Origin of the sequence: Rhizobium sp. PRIMUS64, from assembly GCF_023006465.1 — a bacterium.
Taxonomy (GTDB): domain Bacteria; phylum Pseudomonadota; class Alphaproteobacteria; order Rhizobiales; family Rhizobiaceae; genus Rhizobium; species Rhizobium leguminosarum.
In genome coordinates this window covers 71,407-92,140 of sequence record NZ_JALBGX010000016.1, presented here as the reverse complement: position 1 = coordinate 92,140, position 20,734 = coordinate 71,407, and the positions used below count along the sequence as shown (strand labels likewise).

The following is a 20,734-nucleotide window of genomic DNA, read 5'->3' as shown; positions in this document are numbered from 1 at the left end:
GATCGTCGGCGGCCCCGTTGGCGCAGCTGTCGGCGGCGTTGCCGGCGCAGTCGTTGGAACCGTGATCGATCCGCCGCCGCAAAAGGTCGTCACCTATGTCCGCGAGGCTCCGGCACCATCGGCGCGCGTGGTCGTGAAGGAGAAGGTTGTCGTCGGTCAGCCCCTGCCGGAGACGGTTGTCGTAACGCCTATTCCGGATGACCCGACCTATGCTTATGCGGTGGTCAATGATGAACGTGTCATCGTCGAACCGTCGTCCCGCAAGGTGATCCAGGTCATCAAGTGATCTGATCCTACACGCGGCCTCTGCCGCGTCCTCCATCCGGAAATCATCGCTCAAAGTCCGGGAACCGCCGCACGACCGACGGCAGCGTCGTCGTGCGGCCAAAAACAGCCGATGCCCCCGGCGGCGACCCCCGCCGCCGGAGCGCCAGCGAGGAGAGGAACATGATCTATTCCGAAGAGAAATCCGGTGGTCTGGCCGTGCCGCTGATCGCCATCCTGCTGGCAATCGCCGGCATTCTCGCCGTGCTTGTCGCCACCGGTGGCCGACATAGCAGTGCCGCCGGCCGTGTCTGGGTTCCACAGGTTCAACAGCAGGGGTCGGGACAATGAAAGCCATCGCATCCGTTGCCTTTGGCATCTTAAGCTCGGTCGGGGCCTGCGTCGCTGCCGCATCTGTCGCATCCTATGTCGTGGCGGATTCCGAACCTCACGCCTTCAAGGAGCTCGCAGCGCGCGATCTATGGACGACGACGCCGGTAAAAGTCGATCCTCGGCAGCAGCCCTATGAACGAATTCCGCCTCTCTATTCCAGCTATGTGACCGAGGCGTCGGCGAGCACGGCGTCAGCGGCAAGGCCCGATTCGGCTCGCCCGCCAGCCGAACTTCAGACACCGCAGCCCAGACTTTCGGCCGCGCATCTTGCCTGGTGTGGGGAACGTTATCGCTCTTTCGATCCCACGACCAACAGCTATCGATCCTATAGCGGTGAGACCCGCGATTGCGGTTCGCCGTTCCCGCGGGCTGTCGCCGAGGCCGATCAAGGCGTCGGCACGAAAGTGAATGCACAGGCGGCAGCCCGGTGCGCCGCTCGCTACAAGTCGTATCGACCGGAAGACAATACGTATCAACCATGGGAAGGACCGCGGCGCAGTTGCGACATGTCGGATCTCGTTGCGACGAGCAATTGATTATCGGCGGTGGTCGCGCGGTGCGGATCACGCTGCACCATGCTGGTGAATCAGACTAAAGTCCGTGTTGCAAACGCTACGGTTGTGATACCCGGTTGTATTAGAGTGTTGGAGATCAGGGGATGGCAACGGCGCTGATAACAGAAATCCAGCAGGCGCAGACAAGGCTTCCGCTCTTGAGCCGAGCGGATCGAGCAGCCCTTATCGTTCGCATCCTCCGCGAGCTGAAGACGCATCGGCGGGAGGTTCTCGCAAATGTGCCGGCCGAGCGCTGCGTTTGGATCGACAGGCTGATTGCGTCCGTGTCCTCGACGATACCGGATATCGTCAACATGCTGGACGCCGAGTTCAATCGTGTCTTGAGCGAGTTCGAAAAGCTGATCGCGACGCTCGATGACATCTCGCATACCGAGAAACGGTCGAAGACAATTCACTGAGAGGGCAGCCAAGCGAGCGCCTTATCGGAAACCGATCGCTGCGCGTTAGCGTTCTCCTTCCATGACCGAATCCAAATCCGCCGCTGATCACGACAAGGCTCCGTCCGGCGAAGACGGTGCGAAGCCCGGCGCGGACATTTCTTTCCCTTACGACAGGATGACCGTCGAGCAATTCCGAAGACGCTTCCCCCGTGCCCGCTGGAGCGATGCCCGCCAGGCCTGGTTCGTTCCCGGGCGGACTGCGTCCCGCCGCATCGGACGATGGCTTGCCGAGATCGAGTCCGAAGCCGACGCCCATGCGGACGCAAAGGGACGCGACGCCTTCGCCTTCGATCCCATCGACAGTCCATATCTCGAACTCGGCAAGGCAGGCTTCCGAATCCGCACGCCGTATTCGAAGACCGTCGTCGACGAATTGCGCGAGGTGCCATTCTCACGGTGGGACGGCGATCTCAGGATTTGGCACGTTCCCTTCCGGTCCTATGAGGAACTCCGGCGCAGATGGCCCGAGATCGAGGCGGCGGCTCGCAGAAACGAGCCGGAAGAGAGACGACGTCGAGCCGAGGAGCGGAAGGGGACCGAACAGGAGATGCGCAGCAAACTCCGCTCTGCGGAACGAAAGCGTCACCGTTACCCGCTTCAGAGCGACGACCTGCCGCCAATAGGACGTCCTGTGGTCACCGCCTATGGAATCGTCGTCTTTAGCGAAATCTCAGGCGAACTGGTCGACCCGAGTGTCGTTGCGGACTTTTATCCCGGCGTGACCGAGGATCACGTCTGGGGATATTGGCGGGTGCCCACACTCGAAGAACTCATCCGCACCTGGCCCGCGAAAATGCTTCCGGTTCAGAACGCCGCGTGGTGGCTGCCGACGATCGAGGAACTGAGGCCGACCCGTCGCACGGCAAGGTCGCGCGAAGCCAGGAAACAAGCGAAGACGCCGTGACCGCTGCTTGCTCCTTCTGATCAACTGGCGGTTGTACTGAAATTTACTGAGGCTGGACGTTGAAATCATCGTGAACAGAAGCCGGCGGTTCCGCTGAAGACGTAGCTGTCGCCAAAATTCTCCGGCCGCTCTCGCGCAGTGGAACAAGTTCCGGCTCCAGCCATTTGTCGTCCATGAAAACAGCCCTGCCGATGTCGCTGCTCGCCCTGGCCATTTCCGTTGGCGGCGCCGCCGCGCGGGAACTTCGACCCGAAGCCATCAATACCGCTTCGATTGCTTCCATTGGCGCGGAGAAGCCGGCTCCAGCAGATCCAGACCCGGCGATCGTCCGCCTTCAAGTTTTGCTCGACCGAGCGGGCGCGTCTCCCGGCGTGATCGATGGCCTCTCCGGCGAGAACGTCAACAAGGCCGTGGCCGGTTTCGAGGCTATGAACGATCTTCCCGTCGACGGCAGGCTGGATGCGGAAGTCGTCTCCCGGCTGGAAGGCAATGCCCCCATCGTCGAGAGCTACGTCGTCTCGGCCGACGATGCCAAGGGTCTCGTTGACAAGATCCCCGAAGACTATGGCGAGAAGGCAAAGATGCAGAGCCTGGGATATACGAGCGTTGCCGAGAAGCTATCCGAGCGGTTTCACATGGGGATCGATCTGGTAAACGCGCTCAATCCCACTTCGCAGTTTGCGCCCGGCGATACGGTGTGGGTCGTGACCCCCGGCCCGCCGAGGGAAGGAAAGGTCAAGACGATCGAAGCCAACAAGAAAACGGGACAGGTGCTGGCCTTTGCCGGGGACGGATCACTGCTTGCCGTCTATCCCGCGACGATCGGAAGCGAAGACAATCCGGCGCCGTCGGGCAAGCATAAGGTCAAGGGCGTCGCCAGGATGCCGGTCTACCGATACGACCCGAAGCGCAACTTCAAGCAGGGCAAGAACGACAAGGTCCTGACGATCCCGAAAGGGCCGAACGGTCCGGTCGGCACGGTCTGGATCGACCTGACCGAGCCGACCTATGGAATACATGGGACGCCGGAGCCCAAACTCATCGACAAGGTGGGATCGCACGGTTGCGTGCGGCTGACGAACTGGGACGCCGAAGAGCTGGCCGGTATGGTCAAGCCAGGCGTGCTGGTGGATTTCGTCAATCGAAGTTCAGCCACGCCGAAGTGAGGGGGAATCCGTCGCGATCCCACTCTTCTACGGCTTGTCGCTCGCGAGGTATTGCCTGCGGCGATTCACGAAGCTTTGGCTTCGAAAGCCGGCGCGAAATCACCCAGTGATTTTGCCTTCAGGATCGTGGCCTCGATATCCTGCTCCACGATCGCTTCAAGATCGGCGAAGCTGTCGATGACATAGTAGATCGGCTGGAGGATATCGATCCGGTAGGGCGTCCTCAGCACGCTGAGCAGATCGAACGGCCGGAATTCGCACGCCTTGCCTTCCATTGCCGCCTTCGCTTCGCTTGGCGATGAGACAATACCCGCGCCGAAGCAGCGGCGGCCTTGCGGCGTATTGATCAGGCCGAATTCGACGGTGAACCAGAAGATGCGGAACAGATGCCATGAATAGCCCTTGCCGAGGCGGACGGCCGTCTCGCCGAAATGCCGGACGAAATTGGCATAGCTCTGGTTGGTGAGCATGGGGCAGTGGCCGAAAACCTCGTGGAACAGGTCCGGCTCCTCGATATAGTCGATATGCTCGCGACGGCGCAGGAAGGTTGCAAGCGGGAATTTGCCTTGCGACAGAAGCTCATAAAAGCGCGACGGCGGAATGAGCGCCGGCACGCCTTCGACGCCGAAGCCGGTGGTCTCGTTCAGGCGTCTGTTGACGTCGAGAAGCTGAGGCACCTTGTCGGGCTTCAGCCCCAGCATTTTGACGCCGTCCAGATATTCGCGGCAGGCCGTATCGTCCAGCAACCTCATCTGACGCCGATAGAGTTCGCCCCATATCGCATCTTCGTCCGGGGTGTAGTCATACAAACCGTCCGGGCCGGGCAGTTTGGCGGTATAGCTGCTTTCCTTGGTCATAGGCTGATCCTCCCAGGCACGGCTCTATTCCTGCCATTATGATCCGGGTTTGGAGGATTTTCTTTTCTTTCATGCTGGCTATTGCCATAGTGATGGCAAATCTTCCCGAAAGTGACGCATAAAATGAAAGAACCTGGGAATTTTCGCCGAAAGCTTCTGCAACTCGTCCAGGCCGATGGTAGCCTTTCGCTGGCAGACTTGGCGGAAAAGGCCGGCATGTCGCAGAGCTCAGCCTGGCGGAAAATCCAGGAGCTGGAAGCCGGCGGCGTCATCCGCAAGCGGGTGACCCTGCTCGATCCGGGCAAACTCGATCTCAAGCTCTGCGTCATCGCGCATGTGACGCTGGAGGATCACCACGAAGAGGCGGTTGCGTCTTTCGCTTCGGTAGTGCTGGAGCGGCCGGAAATCATGGAGTGCTATGCCCTATCAGGCGCCTTCGACTACATGCTGAAGATAAGGGCAAGCGACGTGGAAAGCTACGAAGCCTTCATGACCCGCTATCTGATGCGCAACCCGCATGTGCGCACAGTGGTCTCGAGCTTTGTGCTGCGCGAGCTGAAATTCTCGACCGAACTGCCGCTCTGATTTAGATATCTGCGCAGGGCGATACCGTCACATCACCGCGTGCTGTCGCCATGTCAATGGCCCGGCATGAGCACTGGAAAGCCTTCGAATGTCTTCAGTGTATCGAGGACGATCGACGTCTTCACGTGTTGCACCGATTCGTGGGGCAGGAGAACGTCGTTGACGAATTTGGAGAGGTCGGCGAGCCCGCGGGTCGCGACCGTCAGGTGATAGTCCATTTCACCGGTTAGCGCATAGGCTTCGAGAACTTCCGGAAGTCCGTTGATCAGTTGCGAAAACCGGCGGGCATTGTCTCTGTTATGGGTCGCAAGCGTCACTGAAATAACCACCAGCATATCCAGACCCAACTTCTGCCGATCGAGGTAGGCGCGGTAGCTGCGGATATATCCCTCAGCCTCGAGTCTCGTTCGCCGGCGAGAGCATTGCGACGGTGAAAGCGCGATCCGCTCCCCCAGCTCGTTGTTCGTCAACCTGCCGTCCTTTTGAAGTTCCTGGAGCAGGCGCAAATCCAATTTGTCGAGCGGTTCATCCATTGCACGAAATCTCCAAAATACTCACGGATCGTGCATAATCTCTTCCTAGAGCATAAAGAATGCAAGAACTTTGCACGCGTTTTGGGCCACACTTTGCATAGAAATGCAATCTCCTCTGGAGGAAAGAAAATGGGTCCCTTCCCACATGATGCGCCGCCCTCGGAAATCACCGCCGACAATCCGGCCGGCACCGACGGCTTCGAATTCGTCGAATTCGCCCATCCCGAGCCCGAGAAACTGCGCGAGCTTTTTACACGCATGGGCTACGTCGTTGTCGCCAGGCACAAGACGAAAGACATCACCGTCTGGCGCCAGGGTGATATCAACTATGTCCTGAACGCCGAACCCGGCAGTCATGCCGCCCGTTTCGTCGCAAACCATGGCCCCTGCGCCCCATCGATGGCATGGCGCGTCGTCGACGCCAAGCACACCTTCGACCACGCGGTATCAAAAGGTGCGGTTCCCTATGAGGGAGACGACAAGGCGCTCGACGTCCCGGCGATTGTCGGCATTGGCGGCTCGCTGCTCTATTTCGTCGAGACCTATGGGGAAAAGGGATCGGCTTACGAAGCCGAGTTCGATTGGCTTGGCGAGCGCGACCCGCATCCCCAGGGGATCGGCTTCTATTATCTCGACCATCTGACGCACAACGTCTTCCGCGGCAACATGGACAAGTGGTGGGATTTTTACCGCAACCTGTTCAATTTCAAGCAGATCCACTTCTTCGATATCGACGGCCGCATCACCGGCCTGGTGAGCCGCGCCATCACCTCGCCCTGCGGCAAGATCCGCATACCGCTGAATGAATCGAAGGACGACACCAGCCAGATCGAGGAATATCTAAAGAAGTACCGGGGCGAGGGCATCCAGCACATCGCCGTTGGAACAGAGGACATTTACGACGCCACCGACAGGCTTGCCGACAACGGCCTGCGCTTCATGCCGGGTCCGCCGGAGACCTATTACGACATGTCCTATGAACGCGTGAACGGCCATAGCGAACCGATCGAGCGCATGAAGAAGCACGGCATCCTCATCGACGGTGAAGGCGTGGTGAATGGCGGCATGACGAAAATTCTGCTGCAGATCTTCTCCAAGACCGTCATCGGCCCGATCTTCTTCGAATTCATCCAGCGCAAGGGTGACGAGGGCTTCGGCGAAGGCAATTTCCGGGCTCTCTTCGAGTCGATCGAGGCCGATCAGATCAAGCGTGGTGTCATCGGGACTGCAGCGGAGTAAACTCTGCAGCGCCGCGCGTCTGGAAAGGTGCGCGGCGCAGGAGGGTTACGGGAGGAGTGGAGCAATGGACCAGACATCGATCCAGACGTCCGACGGTGAAGCCGCGACGGCAAACAGGCTGAAATATATGCCGGGGTTCGGCAATGACTTCGAAACCGAGTCGCTTCCCGGTGCCTTGCCGCAGGGTCAGAACAGCCCGCAGAAATGCAATTACGGTCTTTATGCGGAGCAGCTTTCCGGCTCGCCATTCACCGCGCCGCGCGGGACGAACGAAAGGTCCTGGCTCTATCGCATTCGCCCGAGCGTGCGTCACACCCGCCGCTTCTCCAACGCATCCTATCCGCTCTGGAAAACGGCGCCTTGCCTCGACGAGCACTCGCTTCCTCTGGGCCAGCTTCGCTGGGATCCCATCCCCGCGCCCGCGGAGAGACTGACCTTTCTCGAAGGGGTGCGGACAGTCACGACGGCAGGCGATGCCACCACCCAGGTGGGCATGTCAGCCCATGCCTACGTCTTCAATGAGGACATGGTCGACGATTACTTCTTCAACGCCGACGGTGAACTGCTGATCGTGCCGCAGCTCGGCGCCATCAGAGTGTTCACCGAAATGGGCATCATCGATGTCGAGCCCCTGGAAATATGTCTCATCCCGCGTGGCATGATGTTCAAGGTTCTCAAGGGCGGCGAGCAGACGGTCTGGCGGGGTTATATATGCGAGAATTACGGCGCCAAATTCACGCTGCCGGACCGCGGACCGATCGGCGCCAACTGCCTGGCAAACCCGCGTGACTTCAAGACACCTGTCGCCGCTTTCGAGGATAAGGAAACGCCTTGCCGCGTGCATGTGAAGTGGTGCGGAAAATTCTATGTCACGGAGATCGGCCACTCGCCCCTCGATGTGGTCGCCTGGCACGGCAATTACGCGCCTTACAAATACGACTTGCGGACATTTTCTCCGGTCGGCGCCATCAGCTTCGACCATCCCGATCCGTCGATCTTTTCGGTGCTGACCGCGCCCACCGAAGATGCCGGCACGGCAAATGTCGATTTCGTGATTTTTCCGCCGCGCTGGCTGGTCGCCGAACACACCTTCCGTCCGCCTTGGTACCACCGCAACATCATGAGCGAGTTCATGGGCCTGATCCATGGCCAGTATGACGCCAAGGAGGAGGGCTTCGTGCCGGGCGGCATGAGCCTGCACAACATGATGCTTCCCCACGGGCCGGACGCGCTTGCCTTCGAAAAGGCATCCAATACCGAGCTCAAACCGGTGAAGCTCGACCACACCATGGCCTTCATGTTCGAGACCAGGTACCCGCAGCAATTGACGAAATACGCAGCCGAGCTCGAAACGCTGCAGGATAATTACCTCGAGTGCTGGGACGGCCTGGAACGCAAGTTCGACGGAACCCCCGGGCTCAAGTGATGCATCAAGCAAAGACACCCTCCGGCACTGGAATTAAGATATGAAGCTTGCGACCTTGAAGGACTCCACGAGGGACGGCCGGCTCGTCGTCGTTTCCCGCGACCTGACCCGCTGTTCGGAGGTCGGTCACATTGCCCGGACCCTGCAGGCGGCGCTCGACGACTGGGAGCATGTGGCTCCGAGACTTCAGCTGATTGCCGAAGGCGTCGAGACCGGAGCCCAGCCGACGATCCGGTTTCACGAACATGACGCTACGTCACCTTTGCCGCGGGCCTACCAATGGGCCGATGGTTCCGCTTACGTCAACCATGTCGAACTGGTGCGTAAGGCGCGCGGCGCCGAGATGCCTGCAAGCTTCTGGACCGATCCGCTGATCTATCAAGGCGGGTCGGACGCTTTCCTCGCGCCGCGCGATCCGATCGTGGCGGTTGACGAGGCTTACGGGATCGACATGGAAGGCGAGGTCGCGGCCATTACCGGCGACGTCGCCATGGGTTCCAGCCCAGAAGCCGCACGCGGCGCCATCCGCCTGCTGATGCTCGTCAACGACGTGTCGCTGCGCGGTCTGATCCCGGGCGAACTGGCAAAGGGATTTGGTTTCTTCCAGTCGAAGCCGGCATCGGCATTTTCTCCGGTCGCGGTGACGCCGGACGAGCTCGGAGATGCCTGGGACGGCGGCAAGCTACATCTTCCGCTGCTGGTGAGCTTGAACGGCAAGCCATTCGGCAAAGCCAACGCCGGTATCGACATGACCTTCGATTTTGGCCAACTGATCGCCCATGCCGCCAAAACCCGTAACCTCCTGGCCGGAACGATTATCGGCTCGGGAACAGTGTCCAACAAGCTCGACGGCGGCCCCGGCAAGCCGGTGGAAGAGGGAGGAGACGGCTACTCCTGCATCGCCGAACTCAGGATGATCGAGGCCATCGACACCGGATCCCCGAGGACTCCCTTCATGAAGTTCGGGGATCAGGTCCGCATAGAGATGAAGGATAAGGCCGGTCATTCGATCTTCGGGGCGATCGAGCAGACTGTCGAAAAATACCAACGGGCCGACCCGCGATGAACGAGGTCGTTCTTTACGACTACTGGCGATCATCGGCGAGCTATCGCGTCCGCATCGCGCTCAATCTCTTGGGCATCGATTATAAGACCGTGCCCATCAACCTGCTGGAGGGCGCGCACAGGACGCCGGACTATCTCACGCTCAACCCGCAGGGCTTCGTGCCGACATTGGTGATCGACGGGAAAACACTGACCCAGTCGCTGGCAATCATCGAATATCTGGCCGAGCTTCGGCCGGAATGCGGATTGTTGCCACCTGACATTGCCGATCGCCAGAAAGTCCGCGCCCTTGCCTATGCGGTCGCCATGGACATCCATCCGATCTGCAACTTGCATGTCGTGTCGCATCTGATGACCATGACGGATAAGGCCGATGCCCGCGAGGAATGGATGAAGCATTTCATTGCCGACGGACTGCGCAAACTGGAAGCCATGATCGGCGAATTTGATGGAGCATTCAGCTTTGGCGACAGGCCGACGATGGCGGATCTCTGTCTGGTTCCACAGGTCTACAACGCCCGCCGCTGGGGAGTAGATATGACCGCTTTCAAAGGCATCGTCGATATCGACGCCAAATGCGCCAAACTGCCGGCATTTCAGGCGGCGCATCCTGACCGCGTGAAACCGTAGCTTCATTGCGATAAAACTCGGATCAAGTCCGAGGACAGGAATGAGGGAGCAGAGAGCGTATAGCAAGAACCGCTAAGCTACGTTTGCCGCTCCCCCCCGGGACGGCGACATTACGCGTCCCGCCACGAAGGGAATATCGCAGCCTGGCCCAACCGCTTCCCGGTTTCATCGATGAGCTGCCAGACGGTCACATCCTCGATCCAGAAACGGCGCCCCGATTTCGCGATCCTGAGACCGCGCGCATTGTCGACAAAACCATCGTGCGTGACGGCGTCCAGCAGCCGCTGGCGCTCGGCGCGATCAGGCTGCTCGGCCGAAAGCCGCGACGGCAGCGCAGTAAATTCATCCCAGCTATATTCGAAGCAGTTCTGCGCGGTGCGGTTGGCGTAGATGAAGCGCGGGTCGGGCGCGGTGTTGTGAGCGAGGACCACGAAGGATGCATCGTTGTAGAGCCAGTCTGGCCCATGCCCGTCCTGGACAAGACGACGGCCGGTGATGCGCCGGTAGCTTTCGGTGAGGAGGGAGAAGAAATCGGCATCGCTCCTCAGATCGAGGGCGTGATTGTCATAGGCAAAAGTCACGAAGTGCCTCGTTGGTCGAATGCTTGGATGCAGGTGACATAATCGATATTCATTGCATCGGTCTACAACGCCCGCCGCTCGGGAAGTAATATGGTCGATTTCAAGCGCGGCGGATATCGATGGCATCGCGTCGAACTGCTGGCGTTCAGCCGGCGCGTCCCGACGAATGCGGACAGGGATCTCGCGATTGTGCGAGGAACCGGCGTTTACCTTGTCTCATCACTTCTGATTGTGCCGCTTGCCAGAAGATCGCCCCTTGTGCATTGATCGGTATTAACATTCTCTGCGAAGCTATTGTTCTTCTGACCGTAATCGGCGTCGGCGGTCGCCGATGAGGTCGGGCTTCACGGGCAGGTGATTTCATCATCCGGCTATACAGAGCTGCCAAGCTATGCTGCGAATGACGACAGGAGATATACAGGTGCTCGAGGGCTGGGTAAGAATGCGCAAATCCGTCTCGTTGATATCGCTGCTGCTGGCGTTCGTCGCCATGGCCGGAGAGGGGCATGCAGCAATTTCCTACCAACGTGTGGACGGCGCCCCGGGACGTGGTCTGGTGATAAAGGGCGTGTTTGAATTCTCCGACGATCCGACGCAGCTTGTCGACGAATACACGCAGTACCAAGCGGACTATATCAGCTTTGACTCGCCCGGCGGAAACGTGGTCACCGCGATCAGGTTCGGCCGCGCCATCCGCGCACTGAATGCGAGAACGCTCCAGATCAGAGCCTTGGAATGTGCATCGGCTTGCGCCTTCGCCTTCGTCGGTGGCGTCGAAAGGTTCGCCGAGCCGGGCTCGATCGGCGTGCATCGGATTTCCCTATCCGACGATGTCCCCATGGACAACAAATTGGCAGTCTCGACCGTTCAATTGATGACCGGCGAGATCATCGGCTATCTCACCGACATGGGAGTAAGCCCCAATCTGCTGCAGCTCAGCCTGTCGATCGACAGCACCGATATACGGTATCTCACCGCTGCGGAAATGCGAGACTGGAACATCAACACGCCCGAGGATATGCCCTCGGCGCAGGAAAGCGCGCCGCCCCGGCCAGGCGCCGCACCGCAGGAGAGCGCAACACCCGCCGACATGCCGTCAGACCCCAGCGCTTCCGAGGAGGTGGCCGCCTCCGAACCCGGCGACCTGACCACGGAGGCGGTTGATTTCGTCAACCGATACAATGACGAATGGTCGAAAGACAGTGCCTCGGCGTTGGCCTTTATGAAGGGCGTCTATGCCGACGAGGTCTCCTTCTTCGGAAACTCGGTCGACAAAGACGCCGTCCTGAAGGAAAAGGCAGCCTTCGCCCAACGCTGGCCGGAGCGCATCTACAGCGTCAAGCCGGGCTCCGTAACTGCCAGCTGTGCCGGAAAATGCGAAATGTCGGGAATTGTCGAGTGGTTTGCCGGAAACAGGGACACGGGTAAGACGTCCGCCGGGATGGCGGAATTCTCTTTCGTGTGGAACACGGCCTCTCTACAGATCGAGTCTGAGACCGGAAAGGTGCTCGCCACGGACAAGGGGGCCAAGGCACCGGATCGGTTGATCCATCAGTGGACAGGACTGGACGATATCTGCCGCACGAGTGTCGATCGCGACGGGCCTGAGACGCTACGGGCATGCAAACGGCGCGACGAACTCGGTCCGCTGCTCAATCGCGCGGACTGGTGTTACGGCCATAAGGACGAGGCCGGAATAAATTGGGATTGGCACAAATGCGATGCCAACTCCCGCCGATATACGAGTCAGTAGAGCGCAGGCCCAAAGACGAGCGACCGTTGGTTTGCCCGGAGGAAGAAATGTTGGGAAACTCAGATTCCTGAGTGAGGCCGAGCATGTCGGAAAACGAACATTCCCGATCGAACACCGTCCTGCCGGGTTCTGACGAACCCGACAAGCCGGCCGAGCGCTACCAACTCGGCCTCTGCCTTTCGGGCGGCGGCTATCGGGCCATGCTTTTCCATGCGGGATCGCTTGCGAGACTCAACGAGGCCGGTCTTCTGGCGAAACTCGATATGATCTCGTCGGTCTCGGGCGGATCTATCGCATCCGGCCTGCTGGCCTATGTGTGGCCACGGCTGATCTTCGAGAACGAGGTCGCCGTCAACTTCAAGACTGAATACCTCAATCGCATTCTGGCCTTCAGTCAGGTGTTCGCGGATGGGCCGTGCTTCCTGAAGGGCGTGTTCAACCCCTTCTCGAGCGCGGCGGAGGAAGCCGCTAAACTCTACGAGCGGCATCTCTTCGACGGAAAATCACCAAGCCTGAGCGATCTTCCGAGATCGCCCTGGTTCGTATTTTGCTCCAGCAATCTCAGCACCGGTTCACTCTTCCGGATGTCCAACCGCTATCTCGCGGATTACAGGATCGGGGTGTCGTTTCAACCGACACTTTCGCTCGCGACCGCGGTTGCCGCTTCGGCGGCATTCCCGCCCGTGCTGTCACCGCTGCGACTGGACCTATCGCAGTTTTCCTGGAAAAGGGAAAAACTCGATGACACCGTTGGCGAACCGGCTGCTCCGGGCAGGGTAATATTGAGCGACGGTGGCATCTATGACAATCACGGCATCGAGCCGGCGCTGAAACGCTGCGATTGCTTGTTTGTCAGCGATGCCGGAGCGCCTTGGCGATCCTCGACCCACGGATACTGGAACTATCTCTCCCAGCTCAAGCGCGTTCTCGATACGACCGACAATCAGGTGCGGTCGTTGAGGCGCCGAGACCTGATCGGTGGCTTCAAGGCCGCAAAACAGGCTGATAGGCTTGGCCTCGACGATCTCGCGAAATCGGCTCTGCGCGCGAGAACGCGCGGCGTCTATTGGTCGATCGACAGCAAGGACGTCGAGCTCAAGCCCAACGCGTCCTACACGCTGCCGCCGTCGTCGGTCGTTCCCTCGGAGGTCGGCACCTATCTCCATTTTCTGGGCGCGAAGGAGACGGAGTATCTGACGAACTGGGGGCACTACGTGTGCGACGCGATGCTCAACCGGTTCTATCAATCGCCCTTGGCTCCATCGTCCGGCCCGCCATTGGTTGCCGGAACCGTGAAGCCGGCTTGGGCGGCGAGGGCCAGCAAGCGCCTGTTCGACTTTCTTCCCTTTTAAACGAAAGCCGGGGGCCGGTTAAAGCGGGGCCAGCGGGATCCGGCGAGATTGCCCCAGCAGTCGAAAATCCTACATTAAGCCTGAGGAAGAACGAACGTATCGACCGGTACGATGATCGGTTGTTTCTGGCTCCCTTCGGCGGCGAAGCTGAAGGGCCCCAAAGTTCCAACTTCAATATTGTTTATGAAAGTATGAGAGGCCCGGTTGCCCGGACCTCCCACGATATTTTTAGAACCGAAGAGTAGGAAGAGCCTACTCAGCTGCACCCACTCGTAGCGCCACAAGTGTCGCACTTCTCGCAGGTGCCATTCCGCACCATCGTAAAATTCTGGCACTCCGAGCACATGTTGCCGGTATAGCCCTGCATGATCGAGCGCTGGCGGCGTTCGGCTTCCCGCTTCTTGGCTTCGGATTTCGCCGTTGCCGCATCGGCTGCCGCCTTGTCGGAGAAGAGGGCTGTCGCGTCGCTGGTGATTTCCTCGGTCACCTCTTCGGCGATCTCTTCCGCCAATTCCTTGGCGCGCTCCTCGTAGTCGCGCTTGAAGGCAACGATTTCGGAGGTGGAGACGGCAATCGTCGGCTCCAGCTTGCGGGCAGCGCTGCCTGCAAAGGCAGTCACGGTGCCGGTGGAGGCGGCGCGGGCAGGGGCTGATGTAGCCGCACCCTTGGGTTCGCCTGCCTGGCGTTCGCCGCCGGTGCCGGACACCAGTGTCGGCTTGTAGCCGCGGGTCCAGCCGGTGGAGAGCAGGTTGGTTTTGCCTTCCTGGATGCCCTTGCCGAGTGCCGTGTTCGAGAAATCAGACGTATCGACATGGGCCAGGTCGTGGCGGCCGAGATAGGAAACGGCAAGCTCGCGGAAGACATAGTCGAGGATCGACGTGGCGTTCTTGATCGCGTCATTGCCGATGACCATGCCGGCCGGCTCGAACTTGGTGAAGGTGAAGGCCTCGACGTATTCCTCGAGCGGCACGCCATATTGCAGGCCGAGCGAGATGGCGATGGCGAAATTGTTCATCATCGCACGGAAGGCAGCGCCTTCCTTGTGCATGTCGATGAAGATCTCGCCGATACGGCCGTCGCCGAATTCGCCGGTGCGGAGATAGACCTTATGTCCGCCCACGGCGGCCTTCTGGGTATAGCCCTGGCGGCGGTTCGGCAGCTTCTCACGTTCGCGGGAAACACGCTCGACCACCCGCTCGATGATCTTCTCGGTGACGGTGACGGCCTGGGCGGCGAGGGGCGCCTGCAGCAGTTCCTCCAGCGCATCCTCATCGTCTTCGTCTTCGATCAGCGAGGCATTGAGCGGCTGCGACAGCTTCGAGCCGTCGCGATAGAGCGCGTTGGCCTTGAGGCCAAGCTTCCAGGAGAGCATGTAGGCGTTCTTGCAATCCTCGACGGTCGCCTCGTTCGGCATGTTGATCGTCTTGGAAATCGCGCCCGAGATGAACGGCTGGGCAGCCGCCATCATGCGGATATGGCTTTCCACAGAGAGGTAGCGCTTGCCGATCTTGCCGCAGGGATTGGCGCAATCGAAGACCGGCAGGTGTTCCGCCTTCAGGAAAGGCGCGCCTTCCAGCGTCATCGCACCGCAAACGTGGATGTTGGCGGCTTCGATGTCCTTCTTCGAGAAGCCGATATGGTCGAGCAGGCTGAAGCTCATGTCGGCCAGCTGTTCGTCGGAAACCTTCAGCGTCTCCTTCAGGAAGTCGGCGCCCAGCGTCCACTGGTTGAAGACGAACTTGATGTCGAAGGCGCTCTTCAGCGCGGCGTTGACGGCTTCCACCTTCTCGTCGGTGAAGCCCTTGGTCTTCAGCGTCGATGGATTGACAGCCGGCGCCTGGTTCAGATTGCCATGGCCGACGGCATAGGCCTCGATCTCGGCGATCTGGCTTTCGGAATAGCCAAGCGTGCGCAGCGCGTCGGGCACGGCGCGGTTGATGATCTTGAAGTAGCCGCCACCGGCGAGCTTCTTGAACTTGACGAGGGCAAAGTCGGGCTCGATGCCGGTGGTATCGCAATCCATGACGAGACCGATCGTGCCTGTGGGCGCGATGACCGAGACCTGGGCATTGCGGTAGCCATGCTGTTCACCGAGCTCGAGCGCTTTGTCCCAGGCCGACTTGGCGTGGGCGACGAGATCCTGGTCCGGGTTTTCCGAATGGATCAGCGCGACCGGGTTGATCGACAGGGCCTCATAGCCGGAGGTTTCGCCATGAGCGGCGCGGCGATGGTTGCGCATGACCCTGAGCATGCTCTCGCGGTTCGGCGCGAAGTTCGGGAACGGGCCGAGTTCGGCAGCCATTTCGGCCGAGGTCGCATAGCAGACACCGGTCATGATCGCGGTCAGCGAGCCTGCAATGGCGCGGGCCTCAGTGGAGTCATAGGGAATGCCTGACGACATCAGCAGGCCGCCGATATTGGCGTAGCCAAGGCCGAGCGTGCGGTATTCGTAAGAGAGTTCGGCAATGCGCTTCGACGGGAACTGCGCCATCATCACCGAGACTTCGAGCACGACGGTCCACAGGCGAACAGCATGTTCGTAGTCAGCGATGTTGATGCGCTTGGTGGCCTTGTCCTTGAACTGCAGCAGGTTCAGCGAGGCAAGGTTGCAGGCCGTGTCGTCGAGGAACATGTATTCCGAGCACGGGTTCGAGCCGCGGATCGGGCCGCCGGCCGGCGAAGTGTGCCAGTCGTTCATCGTCGTGTTGAAGTGGATGCCCGGATCGGCCGAAGCCCAGGCAGCGTAGGAAATCGTTTCCCAGAGATCGCGGGCCTTCAGCGTCTTCATCACGCGGCCGTCCTTGCGGGCGGTCAGGTTCCATTCGCCATCATTCTCGACGGCGCGCAGGAAGTCGTCCTTGATCGAGACGGAGTTGTTGGAGTTCTGGCCGGATACCGTGAGGTAGGCTTCCGAGTCCCAATCCGTGTCGTAGGTCTTGAATTGGAGATCCTTGTAGCCCTGACGGGCGAACTGGATGACGCGCTGGACGTAGTTCTCAGGAACCTGGTCCTTCTTGGCGGCGCGGATTTCGCGCTTCAGGGCAGGGTTCTTGTTGGGATCGTAGCAATCGCCGTTGTCACCGCCTTCGCAGTTGAAGCATGCCTTCATGATCGCCTTCAGATGCTTGGCGACGACCTTCGAGCCGGTCACGAGAGCCGCGACCTTCTGCTCTTCCTTGACCTTCCAGTTGATGTATTCCTCGATATCGGGATGGTCGATATCGACGACCACCATCTTGGCGGCGCGGCGCGTCGTGCCGCCCGATTTGATGGCGCCGGCGGCGCGGTCGCCAATCTTCAGGAAGCTCATCAGGCCGGAGGAACGGCCGCCGCCGGAAAGCTTTTCGCCTTCGCCGCGCAGCATTGAGAAGTTGGAACCGGTACCAGAGCCGTATTTGAAGAGGCGCGCCTCACGCACCCAGAGGTCCATGATGCCGCCTTCGTTGACGAGGTCGTCCTCGACAGACTGGATGAAGCAGGCATGCGGCTGCGGGTGTTCGTAGGCCGACTTGGACTTGGTCAGCTTGCCGGTGAAAGGGTCGACGTAGAAATGGCCCTGGCCGGGACCATCGATGCCGTAGGCCCAGTGCAGGCCGGTGTTGAACCACTGCGGCGAGTTCGGGGCGACGCGCTGGGTGGCGAGCATATAGGCAAGCTCGTCCTTGAAGGCCGAGGCATCTTCCTCGGAGGAGAAATAGCCGCCCTTCCAGCCCCAATAGGTCCAGGTGCCGGCAAGACGGTCGAAGACCTGGCGCGCATCGATTTCGGAGCCGGTCTGCTCATCCTTAGACAGGGTCTTCAGCGCAGCATCGTCGGGAACGGAGCGCCACAGGAAGGAAGGAACATCGTTTTCCTCGACCTTCTTCAACCGGGTGGGAACGCCGGCCTTGCGAAAATACTTCTGCGCCAGAACGTCGGTCGCGACCTGGGAGAACTGCGCGGGAACGTCGATATTCTCGAGGCGGAACACGACCGAACCGTCAGGGTTCTTGATCTCGCTCGTCGCCTTGCGGAATTCGATATCCGCATAGGCGCCTTGGCCGGCCTTCGTGAAACGACGTTCGATGCGCATGGTCTTGACCTCGTGTTGGCGCCCGGTCCCCGCGACTGGGGCGCAAAATTCCTATCCGGCGGCACTTTGTCGTCGCGCAGCCAGTCTCGTTTCCGTATCGTGACAGGGGTGTCATCCGGAGATGATCTTCCTGTATCTTGTGGTGATGGTGGCTGCAAACACTAAATATAGTATTAACAGCTTATTATCGCCAGCCCCGATGTCACTTTTTTTGGAGGCTGAAAACCGCGCAAAAATCCTGTCGGGCTTGAACCGTTCCCGGTCCATCGCCCTGATTCCGCGTCCTAATTTTCAAAAGGGAACCGGGCTCGTTACCTCCGGTCCTGTCGCCGCCGCAACATCAGAAACAGTAAAGTTTGAAACAGCTGATTCCGTCAAGGGCTGGCTTTTAATTGATTGCTAACCACAACATGTTGTGGATGCGCCTGTGGAGATTGGGGAAAGCCGGGGAGCGCTGATATTACAATGGCTTGCAGGTGTTGCCGGCTAAGGAAAACGTCGGAACGGCAAAAAAGCGTCCCGCGGCAAATCTTGTGATGGCATTTCCGGTGCAAATGGGCATGCCGATTCGCACGGGTGCAAGTGCCTGTCAGAGCGCATCGATGGCGATGGTGACGATAGCGACGCCAATCGGCCTGTTCTCTTCGTCCATGACGACGAAACTCGCCTGCGTTTCGAGATTCTGGGTGGATTCGTTGCGTTCGGCCCGGTCGATGAAGATCTCCCGGGAGCTGTTGGCGAAGGTTCTGAGATATTTCTCCTCGTCGCCCTGCCAATAGTCGGCGGTGACGGTGCTCTGACCGACGTTCAGCCCATGCGAGTCGGTGACGAAAAATTCGAGGATCACCCCTTGTGAGGTGTCCTGCCTGGCTTTCAGGTAATGCGACACGGATTTGTCGAGCAGCAGCGTGACCATGTGCAGTTGGTGCTGATCGACCTCCGACCGGTAGGTCTCGTCGAGCACCCGCATATCCATTTCGCTGACATTGCCGAATTTCGCATTCTGTTCGGCAATGGCTTTCAGCACCAAGGGCGTTTCCACCATCGGCCGGACCTGCTTCTCGACGTAGTCGCGCACGAGGGGAATGTAGGCAGGCTCAGCGCGGACAGGCGCCAGCGGAAATAGAAAGGTCGCCAACCCGACGGTCACAACCGCTCCGATATGCCCCCACCGCGCCATCTTGCTTCCTTATATCGCACCGTTTGTTGCACGCTTTAAGCGCAATTTGACGCGATTCGCAGCTGCCGAGTTTATGCGAATAAGATAAAATAGATGTGCAGATCCCGATAGCGGATTCAGAAAACCTCGCCGACAAAATCTGGAACAATTTCAAGTGGTAAATGCGAAGGCTGCACGTTGGAATCGGTGGCGATCAGCGCGCGCCCTTGGCGATCGGCTCCTGATAGGTGAAGCCCATGTCCCAGGGGAAATAGATCCAGGTATCCTGGCTCACCTCGGTGATGAAAGTGTCGACGGTCGGCACGCCCTTCGGCTTGGCATAGACGCAGGCGAAATGTGCCTTCGGCAGCATCGTGCGCACCTGTGCGGCGGTCTTGCCGGTATCCGTCAGATCGTCGACGACGAGCACGCTTTCGCCGCCATTTTCCTGAAGTTCGGGCGCTATTCCCTTGAGCAGCACCATGTCCCCCTGGTTCACATAGTCATGATAGGACGCGACGCAGACGGTCTCGATCAGCCGGATGTTCAGTTCGCGCGAGATGATCGCAGCCGGAACGAGGCCGCCGCGGGTGATGCAGACGATCGCCTTGAACGTCTGATCAAGGCCGGCAAGCCGCCAGGCAAGAGCGCGCGCATCGCGGTGGAACTGATCCCAGGAAACGGGAAAGGCTTTATCGGGAAGGGACATCGGGTTGCTCCGCGGCATGAAAAAACGACACGCCGTTTGCCGGCGACCGGACGGGCTTGAAGCGGCGATTGGCAAAACGCAAATCGCGCAGCCGGAACTGCGCGAGATGGGGCCGAGGCTCGAAGCTGTCATCGGTCGCCGCAATTAGCGGGATTTGCCGGCAAAAGGCAAGAGCAGCCAATCAACGCGATAACAGGGTCAGTGCCGTCATCGATTGCAGCAGGGTCTTGGTCGTGCCGCCGAAGATCATCTGCCAGAGCCAGGAATGCGTATAAGCGCCCATGACGAGAAGATCGATGCTGCTGTCCGAAAGCCTGTTTTCGATGACATGGGACGCACTTTTGTCCACACTTTGCGCCGTCGAAAGCGTCGTCTTCACGCCATGACGCGCAAGCGTCGCGGCGATGTCGGCGCCTGCTGTCAGCGGCGATTGCAGCGCCGTGTCGGCCGGATCGACCGAAAAGATCTCCACCTCGTCGGCGGCTTTGAGGATCGGCAGCGCGTCGAAGGTCGCTCGCGCCGCCTCCTTCGAGCCGTTCCAGGCGATCAGCACGCGCTTGATCGGCTTCGGCTGGCGGATGATATAGGGGATCATCAGCACCGGCCGGCCGCTTTCGAAGAGGAAGCTGTCGACGTCGACGTGGCTGTCGGAAGGTCTGGCCGGGTCGGCCTGTGAGGCGATCAAGAGGTCGGCGCTGCGCGCACTTTCGATCAGCGGTGCTGAGCCGTATCCGGTTGATGTGGCAAAGCTGCGCCACTCGGAGGAGGCGCCTGATGCCTCCGCTTTCGCCCTGAAGATGCGCTCAACCGCAATCGTTTCGCTATGCGCCATGTCCTGCAGCGCCTGCACGGCGACGGGATCGGGGATTTCCATCGGCGCCACCAGCGGCACGGCGGAGATGATTTCGGCATGCAGGCCGATCACGTGGGCGCCGCTTTCAGCGGCGAAGGCAAAGGCGAAATCGGCAACCGCAGCACTATTGTCTGATGTATCGAGAATGGCGAGAATGGTTTTGTAAGACATATCAATT

The 20,734-nt window shown here is 59.8% G+C and carries 21 protein-coding genes; 14 read left to right on the top strand and 7 right to left on the bottom strand.

Annotated features, from left to right (window positions below):
* From MOV76_RS09655 to MOV76_RS09630, 6 genes are all read left to right on the top strand, one after another.
* The coding region (locus MOV76_RS09655) for a DUF1236 domain-containing protein (RefSeq protein WP_247264416.1) at positions 1-286 on the top strand (286 nt) is incomplete at its 5' end.
* Positions 287-447: 161 nt separating this feature from the next.
* Positions 448-615, top strand: a complete 168-nt coding sequence (locus MOV76_RS09650; RefSeq protein WP_018241696.1) for a hypothetical protein — start codon at positions 448-450, stop codon at positions 613-615.
* On the top strand, positions 612-1,193 hold the full coding sequence (locus tag MOV76_RS09645) for a BA14K family protein (protein ID WP_247264415.1): 582 nt from the start codon (positions 612-614) through the stop codon (positions 1,191-1,193). The genes MOV76_RS09650 and MOV76_RS09645 overlap by 4 nt, the downstream gene beginning before the upstream one ends.
* 122 nt (positions 1,194-1,315) lie before the next feature.
* Positions 1,316-1,630 carry a hypothetical protein gene (locus MOV76_RS09640; protein WP_247264414.1) on the top strand — a complete coding sequence of 105 codons (315 nt, stop codon included), beginning with the start codon at positions 1,316-1,318 and terminating at the stop codon, positions 1,628-1,630.
* A 61-nt stretch (positions 1,631-1,691) separates the two neighbouring features.
* Entirely contained in the window at positions 1,692-2,576 is an 885-nt protein-coding gene (locus MOV76_RS09635) for a hypothetical protein (protein ID WP_247264413.1), read from the top strand.
* 164 nt (positions 2,577-2,740) lie between these two features.
* Positions 2,741-3,742 (top strand): L,D-transpeptidase, encoded by a 1,002-nt coding sequence (locus tag MOV76_RS09630; protein WP_247264412.1) that lies wholly within the window; start codon positions 2,741-2,743, stop codon positions 3,740-3,742.
* 65 nt (positions 3,743-3,807) lie between these two features.
* Here MOV76_RS09630 and MOV76_RS09625 read toward each other — a convergent pair whose 3' ends face one another.
* The gene (locus tag MOV76_RS09625) at positions 3,808-4,599 is read right to left on the bottom strand and encodes a phenylalanine 4-monooxygenase (RefSeq protein ID WP_247264411.1); all 792 of its coding nucleotides are present in this window, start codon (positions 4,597-4,599) and stop codon (positions 3,808-3,810) included.
* A gap of 123 nt (positions 4,600-4,722) precedes the next feature.
* Between MOV76_RS09625 and MOV76_RS09620 the strand changes: the two genes are divergently transcribed.
* Positions 4,723-5,184, top strand: coding sequence for an Lrp/AsnC family transcriptional regulator (locus MOV76_RS09620; RefSeq protein WP_247264410.1), 462 nt, complete (start codon positions 4,723-4,725; stop codon positions 5,182-5,184).
* A gap of 53 nt (positions 5,185-5,237) precedes the next feature.
* Here the strand turns inward: MOV76_RS09620 and MOV76_RS09615 are convergent, their stop codons facing one another.
* On the bottom strand, positions 5,238-5,717 hold the full coding sequence (locus MOV76_RS09615; RefSeq protein WP_003558671.1) for an Lrp/AsnC family transcriptional regulator: 480 nt from the start codon (positions 5,715-5,717) through the stop codon (positions 5,238-5,240).
* Positions 5,718-5,846: 129 nt separating this feature from the next.
* On the opposite strand from MOV76_RS09615, the gene hppD reads away from it, so the two are divergent.
* From hppD to maiA, 4 genes are all read left to right on the top strand, one after another.
* Positions 5,847-6,956 (top strand): 4-hydroxyphenylpyruvate dioxygenase, encoded by a 1,110-nt coding sequence (gene hppD, locus MOV76_RS09610; protein WP_130716247.1) that lies wholly within the window; start codon positions 5,847-5,849, stop codon positions 6,954-6,956.
* A gap of 64 nt (positions 6,957-7,020) precedes the next feature.
* Positions 7,021-8,382, top strand: coding sequence for a homogentisate 1,2-dioxygenase (gene hmgA, locus MOV76_RS09605; protein ID WP_247264409.1), 1,362 nt, complete (start codon positions 7,021-7,023; stop codon positions 8,380-8,382).
* A gap of 40 nt (positions 8,383-8,422) precedes the next feature.
* Entirely contained in the window at positions 8,423-9,448 is a 1,026-nt protein-coding gene (locus MOV76_RS09600) for a fumarylacetoacetate hydrolase family protein (protein WP_247264408.1), read from the top strand.
* Complete coding sequence (maiA, locus tag MOV76_RS09595; RefSeq protein WP_018445721.1) at positions 9,445-10,077, top strand: maleylacetoacetate isomerase; 633 nt, start codon at positions 9,445-9,447, stop codon at positions 10,075-10,077. The genes MOV76_RS09600 and maiA overlap by 4 nt, the downstream gene beginning before the upstream one ends.
* 110 nt (positions 10,078-10,187) lie before the next feature.
* Here maiA and MOV76_RS09590 read toward each other — a convergent pair whose 3' ends face one another.
* Positions 10,188-10,658: an MEKHLA domain-containing protein gene (locus MOV76_RS09590; RefSeq protein WP_247264407.1), complete on the bottom strand. Its 471-nt coding sequence runs from the start codon at positions 10,656-10,658 to the stop codon at positions 10,188-10,190.
* A 421-nt stretch (positions 10,659-11,079) separates the two neighbouring features.
* Here MOV76_RS09590 and MOV76_RS09585 point away from each other — a divergent pair, with 421 nt between their 5' ends.
* Positions 11,080-12,411 (top strand): hypothetical protein, encoded by a 1,332-nt coding sequence (locus tag MOV76_RS09585; RefSeq protein ID WP_247264406.1) that lies wholly within the window; start codon positions 11,080-11,082, stop codon positions 12,409-12,411.
* An 83-nt stretch (positions 12,412-12,494) separates the two neighbouring features.
* A complete protein-coding gene (locus MOV76_RS09580) occupies positions 12,495-13,763 on the top strand; it encodes a patatin-like phospholipase family protein (RefSeq protein WP_247264405.1) in 1,269 nt (422 codons plus the stop codon).
* A gap of 256 nt (positions 13,764-14,019) precedes the next feature.
* Here MOV76_RS09580 and MOV76_RS09575 read toward each other — a convergent pair whose 3' ends face one another.
* Positions 14,020-17,835, bottom strand: a complete 3,816-nt coding sequence (locus MOV76_RS09575) for a vitamin B12-dependent ribonucleotide reductase (protein WP_247264404.1) — start codon at positions 17,833-17,835, stop codon at positions 14,020-14,022.
* A gap of 121 nt (positions 17,836-17,956) precedes the next feature.
* On the opposite strand from MOV76_RS09575, the gene MOV76_RS09570 reads away from it, so the two are divergent.
* Positions 17,957-18,238: a hypothetical protein gene (locus MOV76_RS09570; protein WP_155295871.1), complete on the top strand. Its 282-nt coding sequence runs from the start codon at positions 17,957-17,959 to the stop codon at positions 18,236-18,238.
* Between the two features lie 186 nt (positions 18,239-18,424).
* On the opposite strand, the gene MOV76_RS09565 is transcribed toward MOV76_RS09570, so the two are convergent.
* The 3 genes from MOV76_RS09565 to MOV76_RS09555 all read right to left on the bottom strand — a co-directional run bounded on the left by MOV76_RS09565 (position 18,425) and on the right by MOV76_RS09555 (position 20,727).
* On the bottom strand, positions 18,425-19,015 hold the full coding sequence (locus MOV76_RS09565; protein WP_247264403.1) for a hypothetical protein: 591 nt from the start codon (positions 19,013-19,015) through the stop codon (positions 18,425-18,427).
* 193 nt (positions 19,016-19,208) lie between these two features.
* Positions 19,209-19,703: a xanthine phosphoribosyltransferase gene (gene gpt, locus MOV76_RS09560; RefSeq protein WP_018241714.1), complete on the bottom strand. Its 495-nt coding sequence runs from the start codon at positions 19,701-19,703 to the stop codon at positions 19,209-19,211.
* A gap of 181 nt (positions 19,704-19,884) precedes the next feature.
* Positions 19,885-20,727, bottom strand: coding sequence for a universal stress protein (locus MOV76_RS09555; protein WP_130716251.1), 843 nt, complete (start codon positions 20,725-20,727; stop codon positions 19,885-19,887).
* Between the last annotated feature and the right edge of the window lie 7 nt (positions 20,728-20,734).

Excerpts from the sequence above, each read along its gene's own strand:
- MOV76_RS09570 (WP_155295871.1), top strand. The coding sequence starts at position 17,957 with ATGATCTTCCTGTATCTTGTGGTGATGGTGGCTGCAAACACTAAATAT.
- MOV76_RS09620 (WP_247264410.1), top strand. The coding sequence starts at position 4,723 with ATGAAAGAACCTGGGAATTTTCGCCGAAAGCTTCTGCAACTCGTCCAG.
- MOV76_RS09645 (WP_247264415.1), top strand. The coding sequence starts at position 612 with ATGAAAGCCATCGCATCCGTTGCCTTTGGCATCTTAAGCTCGGTCGGG.
- MOV76_RS09650 (WP_018241696.1), top strand. The coding sequence starts at position 448 with ATGATCTATTCCGAAGAGAAATCCGGTGGTCTGGCCGTGCCGCTGATC.
- MOV76_RS09555 (WP_130716251.1), bottom strand. The coding sequence starts at position 20,727 with ATGTCTTACAAAACCATTCTCGCCATTCTCGATACATCAGACAATAGT.
- MOV76_RS09615 (WP_003558671.1), bottom strand. The coding sequence starts at position 5,717 with ATGGATGAACCGCTCGACAAATTGGATTTGCGCCTGCTCCAGGAACTT.
- hppD (WP_130716247.1), top strand. The coding sequence starts at position 5,847 with ATGGGTCCCTTCCCACATGATGCGCCGCCCTCGGAAATCACCGCCGAC.
- hmgA (WP_247264409.1), top strand. The coding sequence starts at position 7,021 with ATGGACCAGACATCGATCCAGACGTCCGACGGTGAAGCCGCGACGGCA.
- MOV76_RS09575 (WP_247264404.1), bottom strand. The coding sequence starts at position 17,835 with ATGCGCATCGAACGTCGTTTCACGAAGGCCGGCCAAGGCGCCTATGCG.
- MOV76_RS09580 (WP_247264405.1), top strand. The coding sequence starts at position 12,495 with ATGTCGGAAAACGAACATTCCCGATCGAACACCGTCCTGCCGGGTTCT.
- MOV76_RS09600 (WP_247264408.1), top strand. The coding sequence starts at position 8,423 with ATGAAGCTTGCGACCTTGAAGGACTCCACGAGGGACGGCCGGCTCGTC.
- MOV76_RS09625 (WP_247264411.1), bottom strand. The coding sequence starts at position 4,599 with ATGACCAAGGAAAGCAGCTATACCGCCAAACTGCCCGGCCCGGACGGT.
- MOV76_RS09635 (WP_247264413.1), top strand. The coding sequence starts at position 1,692 with ATGACCGAATCCAAATCCGCCGCTGATCACGACAAGGCTCCGTCCGGC.
- gpt (WP_018241714.1), bottom strand. The coding sequence starts at position 19,703 with ATGTCCCTTCCCGATAAAGCCTTTCCCGTTTCCTGGGATCAGTTCCAC.
- maiA (WP_018445721.1), top strand. The coding sequence starts at position 9,445 with ATGAACGAGGTCGTTCTTTACGACTACTGGCGATCATCGGCGAGCTAT.
- MOV76_RS09640 (WP_247264414.1), top strand. The coding sequence starts at position 1,316 with ATGGCAACGGCGCTGATAACAGAAATCCAGCAGGCGCAGACAAGGCTT.
- MOV76_RS09565 (WP_247264403.1), bottom strand. The coding sequence starts at position 19,015 with ATGGCGCGGTGGGGGCATATCGGAGCGGTTGTGACCGTCGGGTTGGCG.